Genomic DNA, 11,014 nt, shown 5'->3' with positions numbered 1-11,014 from the left:
GAAACTCAAATTAAATAATGTATCATGAGGCCAGATATCTTGTCGGGCAGCGCTTTCCTGCGATAAGTCGCCTGATAATAAGGGGGAAATACGGTGGTTAAATCGGACAGGCTTTCACATTCCGGCGAACTGCGTGAAAGCAGTCGCCTTCAGGTATTCGATACCATCCGGGCCGCAGGGCAAATCGCACGAATCGATATCGCTCAGGCCACCCGCATCAGCCCCGCCACCGTCACGGCGATCACCGCCGAACTGCTGGCCGCAGGGCTGATCGAGGAAGTCAGCCCGGATACAGCGCGCGGTGCCAAACGCGGCCGCCCACGGGTCGCCCTCAAAATCTGCGGCAGCGCCCATCGAATCGCCGGGCTGAAATTGTCGCATCACGCCATCACGACCCTGATCACCGATTTCGAAGGCACAGAGCTGGTCAGCCACGAAATGCCCCTGCGTGGCGGTCAGATGTCGCCAGAGGCCCTTTGCGAGAAAATTGTCGAAGCCCTGGACCAGAGCTGCGCTAAGGGCGGGTTCACCCGCGCGCACATCTCCGGAGTTGGCATTGGCATGGCCGGCGTTATGGATGCCGAGCGCAATTTCATCTACTGGTCATCGTCGCTCAACGTGCGGAATATCGATCTTGGCAGCCTTCTTGGCAGCTATCTGAGCATGCCGGTGTTTATCGACAACGACGCCAATCTGGTCGCCAAGGCTGAGCATCTCTTCGGTGAAGGTGACACCCGCAGCAACTTTGTCGTGGTGACCGTCGAACATGGTGTCGGCATGGGCATCGTCATCGACAATCAGATCTATCGCGGCGCGCGCGGCTGCGGCGCAGAATTTGGCCATATCAAGGTGCAGCTCGAAGGCGCGCTGTGCCAATGCGGCCAGCGCGGCTGTCTGGAAGCTTACGTCGGCGACTACGCCCTGCTGCGCGAGGCGAATATCACCAGTGGCGTCGAACGGCACAAGGATCTCGCCTCGCTTTATGCTGCCGTCGGTGACGGCGACACCATGGCGCAATCCATCCTTGACCGCGCCGGGCGCATGTTTGCCATGGGACTGGCCAATATCGTCAATATATTCGACCCGCAGATGATCGTTTTGGCGGGTGCGCAGCTGGCCTTTGGCTACCTGTCCTCCGACAAAGTGGTGGAGGAAATGCGCCGCTGGGTGGTTCAGGTGGACGGCCCCCTGCCCGAAGTGCGCGTCCATGGCTGGGGCAACAAGATGTGGGCAAAAGGGGCCGCCGCCTATGCGATTGAAGAAGTCTCCGCACTGACCATCCGCGAAGTTGCCAGCCATGCGGGATAAACTCTCATATATCCTCGCGCCGATCTGGCTCCTGCCGCAGATCGCGCTGGCGGACATCCCCGAGCCTCCGGTGTTCCGCTCCCAACCAGTTCCCGCGCATGTCTATGATGGCGGCTGGGAGCATTTCGTGGGCGGGGGGCTCGCCTCGCTGGATTGCAACGACGATAAATTCCCTGATCTGTTGGCGGCGGGCGGCAGCAACCCGGTTCAGCTTATGATCAACCAGAGCGAGGCACCAGGCGCCACGCTGCGGTTTGCATCCGCTACACCGGCCGCCCTCGCACAGACAGGTGTCACCAGCGTCTACCCGCTCGACATTGATGGTAACGGTATTCTCGATCTTGCCCTGCTGCGCGTTGGCGCGGATCAGCTGCTGCGTGGAACCGGGAACTGTCAGTTCGAACCCTTCGATGGTCTGGGGTTTACCAGTGGTGACCACTGGACCACCGCGTTTTCGGCCACCTGGGAGCCGGGCGCTCAGCTGCCGACGCTTGCCTTTGGCACCTATGTCGACCGCAGCGACCCCGAGGGTCCGTTTGAGGCCTGTGACGACACACTGCTGTATCGGCCCGATGGTGACCGCTACGGCCCGGCCATCCGGCTCCAGCCAGGGTACTGCGCGCTGTCCATGCTGTTCACCAATTGGCACCGAAGCGTTGGGGCAACCGCCCGCGGTCGGGCCGATCTTCGGATCAGCAACGACCGACATTACTATGTCCGGGGTGGGCAGGAGCAGATGTGGAAAATGACCACGCCGCCAAAGCTCTACCAGCAGGACGACGGCTGGCTGCCCTTTCACCTCTGGGGGATGGGGATAGCGTCTCGCGATCTGAACGGTGACGGATTTTCGGATGTCTACCTCACCTCGATGGGAGATCAGAAACTACAGCTGTTTGATCCAAGCGGCACCGGCCCCGCCTACCGCGATGTGACTTATGATTACGGCACCACCGCCCACCGCCCAACCAGCGGCGGTGACGGGCGACCATCCACCGGGTGGCACGCGGATTTTGGCGATGTGAACAACGATGGGCATGACGATATCTTTGTCACCAAGGGAAATGTCGAACAGATGCCCGATGCCGCCATGCGCGACCCGAATACCCTGTTGATCCAAGGGGCAGATGGGCGTTTTGCCGACATGGCCACCGCTGCGGGTATTGCCAGCATGGAACGTTCTCGCGGCGCCGTGCTGCGCGATCTCAATCTCGATGGGCAGCTTGACCTTGCCGTGATCAACCGGCGCGCGCCAATGGAACTCTACCAGAACACCACCAGCCCATCCGGAAACTGGCTGAGCCTGTCACTCAAGGGCACTGCCCCGAACACGCAGGCAATTGGTGCCTTCGTCGAGCTGGACACAGGCATAAGGATACACACCCGCGAGGTCACTGTCGGCGGCGGCCATGCGGGCGGCTCGGCCGGGGATCTGCACTTCGGTCTGGGAGAGAGCGATGATCTGCGGTTGCGCATTATCTGGCCGGATGGGGAAACCACAATCTGGCAAGAAATCACGCCCAACCAGCATCTTACCCGAACACAATAAACTCCTGGACCGGTAGATCAGCGTTCCACCGGCAGGCCCGATGGAACGCTATCCGGCACCCCAAGCCGCCCCTTGGCTGCGGCACTGTCTGTCAGCGCTTCCAGAAAGACCACGAGATCGGCAATATCCCCGTCACTTAGCGCAATCGGATCCAGATCATTCGCTGCCGCGATACGCTCCAGCTCGACCGGATCATCCATGACCGCCCAATCCGACACCCCATCAAGACCGGGCAAGACCGCCTGGCTGCGATCATAAGACATCAGCGCCGCGACGGGATCCAGATGGTGACGCACAACAGCCTCCAAAGTGGCATAGGCGCCGTTATGCCCATAGGGCTCTGTCAGCGCGACATTGCGCAGCGACGGGGTGCGAAAGCGGTAAGCGTCATCCGGATTTCCAGTCACCCGCAACCGCCCCTCGTCGCGGGCGTGGGTTTCAAATCGGGCGGCCTTGCCCGGACCAAGCTGCGGCATCGCGATTGCATGAAACCTATTGTCCGTCTGCAACCAGCCTGTATGGCACTGGCTGCATCCGGCGCTCCCGTAGAAAAGCTCCTGCCCCCTTGCTGCTGTGGTGGGCAGGGCCTCTCCATGCAGCTGAGCACGATCAAACGGGCTGTCATCAGCGCGCCATTCAAACCGGATAAACGCCGCCAGCATATTGCCGATATCGGTAAAGCGGATGGGTTCTGCCGCTCCCAGGATCTCATCAAAACGCTGCCGATATTCGGGGATCTCTGCGACCCGGCCCGCGATGATATCCCATGCCCCACCGGGATGGCTCAGCTGACCCAGACGTACCGCGCGCGAGACATCATTTTCGCCGTAGTGGCCAGCCATCTCATCTGCCGAAAGCACCGGAAACATCGCCTGTGCGGCCAGCGCGGAATCGAATCCTGCGACCATATCACCTTCCAGCGGCGTGCGGATACCCGACCCATATGCGGGGTCAGCCTCCAGTCGCCCGTCGTGGAACATCACATCCATATCATCAGCGCCAAGATTCCAGAGCGCAGGCGCATTACGTGGAATACGCTGTTCAGGACGGTTGTCCGGATCCGCGCGCCGCTCAGGGCCAAGCGTGGTTGCGCCCTCGCCCAGCGACAGGGAGACGCCGTCACCTGTGCCAAACCGTGGATGATGGCAGCTGGCGCAGCTGATGTTGCGGTTGCCCGATAGAATGGGATCATAAAACAGCAGTTGGCCCAGCTCGACCTCTGCCTGTATCTGCGCGGCAAAGCTTGGCCGCGGCCCCAGATCCAAATTCATGGACTGCTCCTCAGCGCTACCAGCACAGGCGAAGGTCGCGTTCGTCATGCAGATCGCAATCGCGCCACACAGGCGATATCGACGCCGGTATTCAGCCATCTTGCTCCCTCTCCGCTACGGAAAATTTCAGCAGCAACTTCTGACGATACGAATGACCGGGGTCCACCAGAACACTCGGGAAATGGGGCTGATTTACAGCATCTGGCAAACCCTGCGGCTCGATACAGACGGCAGAAAATGGTTCCAACCGCTGTCCATCCCGCGCGGCGCAGGAACTGTTCAGATGACTCGCCGTGTAAATCTGCGCACCCGGTTGATCTGAAAAAACCCGCATGACAACACCATTGGAGGCGCCAAGATGGGCCACCTCGCGCATATCACCCGAAGCGTTCGGGGGGAAATTCACATGGATATCCGTGCCAAGCCGCTCTGGATCCAGCGCGGCAAAGCTCCGGCCAGCGCGATAGTCAAATCTGGTACCGCTAGTTGGTGCAATTTCGCCCGTAGGCACCCCATCCCGGCGCAGCGGCAGATAGCTCTCGGCGCTGCTGTGCAGGCGGTGCCCCCAGATATCGCCCTTGATACCAAGCGTATAATAGTTGTGCTGCGCCAAGCTAATCGGGGTGAGTTGGTCCACCGAAGCTGTCATGTCATAGCTGACCGTTGTGCCGGACACGGCAATCCTAAGCCGGATATCGGCACCGCCCGGATAGCCGTTTTCACCATCCGCGGAGAAGTGGCGCAATTCAACCGCCCCGGCCCCCAGCCGCCGCATATCCCAGAACACCCGTCCAAGCCCCTGCGCGCCGCCGTGAAGCTGGTTGCTCCCTTCATTGGCATTAAGAGAAACCTCGCGACCCGCGAGGTGGAAACCCGCCCCGCCAATCCGATTGGCCACCCGGCCAACAATGGCACCCAGATAATACGGATCCCCCAGATAGGCCGTCATATCGGCATATCCCAGCACCATGGGTTGCCAGGTTTCACCATCGCGCAGATCCAGCCAGGCCGTTATAGCGCCAAGGTTCATCACCCTTAGCCGCAGATGATCATTTTCCAGATCGAGCCAACGCAATCTCTCGTCAGCATCGTCCCGCAGATGCGAGTGCTGCTGTAAGGCTCTGGAGCGAGGCTGGCTGGATGATGGCATACAGGGGCGTCCTTTGGGTGCAGAACCCCGGAAGTCCTGGTGATGATATTTATTTCACCGATCAAATTAATACGCCGAACGGCGGCTGTCAATTCAACTGTTCGGCCGCATCACCAGCTCGGGAACGCTTGTTCAGCCTGGCTGCCGATCTGCATACCCCATCTTTAGAACGCCCCAGCATGACTTTGTTTACGACAAAATCTTGCCACGAATTTGAATCAAATCTTAGGAAAGGCGGACGAGATCGCAGCCAGAAAATCGGCCAGCGACCCTGTCGACATAAATGTCGACACCGCGAGGCTGAAAATCGGGGTAAGGCATGAGCGACATTACGAATTTTGACCACCTGCGGGCGCCATCAGGCGGCGGTCAGGCGGCAGAACCGCGCTTCGATATTTATGCAAGAATCGGAAAGCGCCTTCTTGATATGTCACTTGCGCTGGCTCTTCTGCCCGCCCTCGCCCCGGTTATCGCGCTCCTCTGGCTCATCAGCCGGCGCGATGGCGGGCCAGGGTTCTTCGGTCATACTCGTATCGGCAAGGACGGAATACCCTTCACCTGCTGGAAAATCCGTACCATGATCCACGGCGCGGAGGATATTCTGTCCGAGCATCTCAAGTCGGACGCCCAAGCGGCCAGCGAATGGGCCCGCGACCGCAAGCTCAGCCGCGATCCACGGGTCACGGGCTTTGGCCTGTTCCTCCGCCGCAGCAGTCTCGATGAGCTGCCACAGATCTGGAACGTGCTGCGCGGTGATATGAGCTTTGTCGGGCCGCGCCCGATCGTGCGCTGCGAACTGCACAGATATGGTCCAGCCGCTTCTGCATATCTGAGCCAAAGACCGGGAATCACCGGGCTGTGGCAGGTATCAGGTCGCAACGATGTCAGCTATGCTGATCGGGTCTCCTTTGACGTTGATTACCTGAAGCGGCGGACATTCGGCTTTGATATCAAACTGATCCTGCTGACCGGCCGCTCAGTCATTGCGCGCACCGGACGGTAAACGGGCCATTAAGCCCTCTGCGGTAACGTTCAGCCAACGGCGATAGGGATCAGAGTCTGCACCAAGGGTGACAGCCGCGGCAGATTATGCTCCCTAACTGCAAAAGCGGGACCAACAGAATGCACGACAGCAATACCGATGCTTCGACACTCAGCCATATATCGCAGGGCCGCGGCCGCCTGGCGCTGATTGGCGTGTTCTGGTCCTTCGTCAACATCATGGTCAGCAACGGCTTGACCGTGGTTGTGTTCCTGGTGACCTCTCTATTGCTGGAGCCCGCCGATTTTGGCGCCGTGGCTCTGGCCACCTCGATCGTCATCTGGGTCATGACATTGGTGCCGCTGCCGCTTGGAGACGCCATCATTCAACGCAGCGACCTGAGGCAGAGCCATCTGGACAGCGCATTCTGGCTGACGATGGTGATCGCACTTGCCACTATTGCGATCCTGGTTCTCTGTGCGCCGATGATCGCGTCCTGGACCAAACTCGAGGCACTTGCGATCATATTGCCGGTGCTGTCGCTCCGTATCCTGTTTGTATCACTTGGAAATATTCCCGCGGCACTGGTGAACCGGCGGATGGAGTTTCGTCATATTGCGTTGCGGACAACCCTTGCAAATGGGCTGGGCGCGGCAGGTTGCCTGCTGCTCGTGTTGCAAGGATATGCCATCTGGGCACTGGTCTGGGCGCAGGTCATTACCGCGATTGTCGGCTGCGTCGTCTCCTACTGGGCCGCTGGCTGGCGCCCTGGGCTACAGCTCTCGAGGGCCGCTTTGACGGATCTGCGCGGCTTTACCCTGTTGACGATGGGTGGCCGGATGATCGAACCGACCAAGATCAACCAGATCCTGCTCGGGATCGTCGCCGGCCCAGCAGTGCTCGGCATCTTCTTTTTCGCCCGCAGAATGTGTGAAATCCTGCAGGAGCTTACCATTGGCACGCTCTTGCCTGTCACAAGGGTCCTATTTGCCAGTCTGCAAACTGAAAAAGAACAACAGCGGGAAGCGTTTATCCTCAGCAGCTTCGCCGCTGCAACCGCCGCCTTACCGCTGTTCATCGGCTTCATCATTGTGGCCCCAACGGCGATACCCTTCGTCTTTGGCAGCAAATGGCTCGCTGCGATCTACCCGCTCCAGTGTTTTGCAATGCTCAGCCTGATGATGAGTATCGGCGTCATGCAGGCCTCTTTGCTCAGGTTCTCCGGTCATGCACGTTGGTGGTTCGGATTCGAATGTGTCGTCAGCCTGTCTGGATTTGCAGCGATCCTGCTGCTGGCCCCGGAGGGTCTGAACAGGATCATGTCCGCATTGGTTGGCATTTCCTTCTTGCTCTGGCCGGTCGCCACGCGCAAAACTCTGAAAACCCTCGAAATCTCGGCGACAACCTATATCTTCGATGCACTGCGCCCCGCGCTGATTTCTGTCTCAATGATGTCCATTGCGCTCTTCGCGCTACGTGAGTTGGGGCCGCCGATGTATGGCACTCCACAGCTTATGGCTCAACTTGCGGTCGCAATCCCCACCTATCTGATCATGATCCTCCTCGTGGGCGGCGACCGCTTGCAGCAAATCCTGGGAAAGATCCGCAACAGAAGAGATCGCGATCCGGTTGAACCTGGCGCTCACCAGTAGACGTTTCCACCGGCGACTGCCGTCAGCATTCTGATTTGCACCCGCATCTCCAGTCGCAGGCCTACCGGCGTTCGCAGCCAAACTATGATCCGCAGCACCTCTCCAGCGGACGCCAGCCATCTCATGACGCCATGTCGAGGTTTCGAGGAGCTAGGCCGTTAGGTGCGCGCAGCGGACAAAAGCCGGTACCATGGTCAAAGGCGATACAGTGCAGCATCGGACACTCAGGAAGCAGAGGCTGCCTTGCCGCCCAGAACCATGGAAACCGCTGAAAGAGCCGCGCGGTATTGAAGCAACACCCGCCCATCTGCTTTGACAGGCTTCCGGTTGGCGCCGCTCCCACCGCAGGGATGCCAACAGACCGCGAGCCAGCTCAGGATCGTCGCCCCGTCAGGATCAAACATCCGCTGGTCGTTTGCATGCCGATGGGTAGCGGACAATGGATGCTCCAGACTGAATGATCTCAATCGGGTGCTGCACCACTACCCGGCATGATAGGGATCTGGATCGTCAAACCTGCTTTGCGCCGCCCCGCAACAAACCAATTCAATCAACCAGAGTTGGCGTTAGCGTGTCATGCTTGCGACCTCGCTGATTGCGGGAAACTCAGATCACGGAAACGCTGCCGGACTGCAAACCATCCAGCTCAGGAATGACCCAAAGATCCGACACGGGGCCATCACCGGCAGCAACAGCAGACATCAAAGACGAGAGCCACCACTCAAAGGAGTGGTGGCTCTCAAGCATTTGGTGGAGCTACTCTCGGACTCACCGGCCCCGCCTGGACACCCAGTGACGCTCGCGCCTCCAGAGCAGTCTAAGTCAGCGCCCTAGGCCGCAGCCGTATAACTGTGGTGCTGCGCACTCTGCACGGGCTGGCGGCCAGCATCTCCAGTCTGAAAGGCTGTGACCAGCCGCGACAGATTGGTTGTCTCATGGTCCAGCGAACTGCAGGCGGCGGCGGTCTCCTCGCACATGGCGGCATTCTGCTGCTGGGCAGCTTCCAGTGTGCTCATCGCGCCATTCAACTCCGAAATGCCCCTGGATTGCTCGTCGGCCTGTTTGGCAATATCGCCAACATGTTCCGAAATGCTGCCAATGGCATTCATAATGGTCTCCAGAGAGGAATTGGTCCTGCCGACCAGATCCACGCCATGGGCCACCTGCGCTGCGGAGGCGGTAATCAGCTTCTTGATTTCTAGCGCCGATTCAGACGAACGCAGCGCAAGACTGCGGACTTCGGCGGCAACCACCGAGAACCCGCGACCCGCTTCGCCAGCCCGCGCGGCTTCAACACCGGCGTTCAGGGCAAGCAGGTTTGTCTGAAACGCGATATCGTCAATCATACCGGTGATCCGGGTGATCTGCTCAGAGGTGGCGGCAATCGAATCCATCGCATCAACCGTCTCCCGGGCAACCGCGGAGCTGTTTGTTGCACTCTGATTCACGGATGTGACCAATGCCTCAGTTTCGCGCGCGCCGCTGGCGACATGCTGGACGTTCTGCGTGAGTTCGCTCAGCGACGCCGCAGTCTCTTCCAGCTGAAGCGCGGATTGTTCTGTGCGCTGCGACAGATCGTTGGTTGCCGAGGAAATCTCCGTCAATCCGGTATCGATCGAACGTGCCGAGTCATTGACCGAGGTGATCAGCTTGCTCAACTGTTCAACAGTATTGTTGAAGTCCTGGCGCAGCCCCTCATACTGGCTGGGCATTTCATCGTGGATTTTGACATCCAGCCGCCCGGAAGCCAGCTGTTGCAAATTCTGGGCAAGGGCCTGAACAACCGCCTGCTGCTGCTGCTGATCGCGCAGCTGATTTGCTTCCAGCTCCTCCTTGGATGCCAAACCCTGGCGCAGGGTCTCGATGGACAGGGCCATCGCCCCGATCTCATCTTTACGCTTTGGAATATCAACGGGTTGATGCACCTTCCCGGCGGTAAGATCCTTCATGACCCCAAGCATTCGCCCCAGGGGACGCCGGACAAGCGAGCGCACCGAGAAGAAGATGGTGGCCAGCGTCAGCGCCAGCAAGAGAACATTGGCGATCAGCTGTTCGTAGATGCTTGCCTTTACCGGGTTGACGAAGACATGGCGTGGCACATCCAAGACGACAACCCAGGTCTTGTTCATGCCGTAGGCGGTGAAAGGAAAGAACAGGCGTGTCGACCCATCAGCGCGATCCGAAACAATCTGCACCTCTCCGGTTTCGACAGCGGCCTGGAAATCTGCCACCTCTTCCCCTTCAAAGGCCTGAATCAGCATTTCCGGGTCAGGATGTGACAACCATTTGCCGCCCTGGCCCAGCAGCATCACACTGCCGCCTTCATAAACCGACAGCCCCCGGACAAAATCACCGAGATTATCGAGCACGATATCGACACCGGCAACACCGACGATCTGGCCCTGTGCATTCACAGGCACCGACACCGATGTCAGCAGGCGGTTTTCATTTGAGAGATAAGGTTCGGTGATGACGCTCTCGCCACTGTCGATCGGCAGGCGATACCACTCGGATGTGTCATTGGGATCAACGTTGAACGTCTCGAAATTCAGCCCGCCGGACTCCGCTTTGGTCCAGTAGGCGGCAAAGATACCATCGGCATTTCGTCCCTCTTCACCGGTAATGAAATCTTCGGTGGCGCCGTCCGGAATCGCTGACATCCAGGAAGAGAATACAAGATCATAGCGGCCGGGGACGCCTTCCATGATCTTGATCAGATCGGCGGTGGTTGCCTCGCCATCTTCGATATATCCGGATAGCGCGCCGCCTAGTGCCGCCGCAGCTGAGGTCGCTTCGACCAGTTGAGACGACAGGCTTTGCGCGATATCCGAGGCACGCTGCGACGCGCCCTCCAATACCCGCTCCCTGACCTGTGCAGATTCATTGAGGGCCGTAAATACGCTGAAGCAGAGCATCAGCCCGGTAATTGCAACCGTGGTCGCGGCAAGTAGCTTGCCTGATATTGTGTTGAACAGAGCTGGCATTCATATCTCCACTTGGAAGGCTCGTCTTGCACAACCTCTCGCATATTCGCCTGAACAAAGTGTTGACCCACCGCGCCGGGGGCAGTCCCCCAACCGGTTTACCCAGCAGTTTTCAATTAGA

Annotated in this window: 7 protein-coding genes; 4 read left to right on the top strand and 3 right to left on the bottom strand. The window is 59.1% G+C overall.

What is annotated here, in order from left to right; translation table 11 throughout:
* Nucleotides 1–93 precede the first annotated feature (93 nt).
* Nucleotides 94–1,308: an ROK family transcriptional regulator gene (locus VWY60_RS01040; RefSeq protein WP_340547578.1), complete on the top strand. Its 1,215-nt coding sequence runs from the start codon at nt 94–96 to the stop codon at nt 1,306–1,308.
* Nucleotides 1,298–2,854 carry a CRTAC1 family protein gene (locus VWY60_RS01035; protein ID WP_416539671.1) on the top strand — a complete coding sequence of 519 codons (1,557 nt, stop codon included), beginning with the start codon at nt 1,298–1,300 and terminating at the stop codon, nt 2,852–2,854. The genes VWY60_RS01040 and VWY60_RS01035 overlap by 11 nt, the downstream gene beginning before the upstream one ends.
* 17 nt (nt 2,855–2,871) lie before the next feature.
* Here the strand turns inward: VWY60_RS01035 and VWY60_RS01030 are convergent, their stop codons facing one another.
* Both VWY60_RS01030 and VWY60_RS01025 read right to left on the bottom strand, forming a co-directional pair.
* A complete protein-coding gene (locus VWY60_RS01030) occupies nt 2,872–4,125 on the bottom strand; it encodes a cytochrome-c peroxidase (protein ID WP_416539670.1) in 1,254 nt (417 codons plus the stop codon).
* 91 nt (nt 4,126–4,216) lie between these two features.
* Entirely contained in the window at nt 4,217–5,275 is a 1,059-nt protein-coding gene (locus VWY60_RS01025) for an aldose epimerase family protein (RefSeq protein WP_416539669.1), read from the bottom strand.
* 319 nt (nt 5,276–5,594) lie between these two features.
* Here VWY60_RS01025 and VWY60_RS01020 point away from each other — a divergent pair, with 319 nt between their 5' ends.
* Entirely contained in the window at nt 5,595–6,278 is a 684-nt protein-coding gene (locus tag VWY60_RS01020; protein ID WP_416539668.1) for a sugar transferase, read from the top strand.
* Nucleotides 6,279–6,397: 119 nt separating this feature from the next.
* Entirely contained in the window at nt 6,398–7,909 is a 1,512-nt protein-coding gene (locus tag VWY60_RS01015) for an oligosaccharide flippase family protein (RefSeq protein WP_416539667.1), read from the top strand.
* An 830-nt stretch (nt 7,910–8,739) separates the two neighbouring features.
* Here the strand turns inward: VWY60_RS01015 and VWY60_RS01010 are convergent.
* Entirely contained in the window at nt 8,740–10,893 is a 2,154-nt protein-coding gene (locus VWY60_RS01010; protein WP_340547572.1) for a methyl-accepting chemotaxis protein, read from the bottom strand.
* Between the last annotated feature and the right edge of the window lie 121 nt (nt 10,894–11,014).

This window comes from Phaeobacter sp. JH20_26 (assembly GCF_048056275.1).
Taxonomy (GTDB): Bacteria; Pseudomonadota; Alphaproteobacteria; order Rhodobacterales; family Rhodobacteraceae; genus Phaeobacter; species Phaeobacter bryozoorum.
The sequence above is the reverse complement of the archived record's forward strand: the minus strand, read 5'-3'. Positions and strand labels throughout refer to the sequence as shown.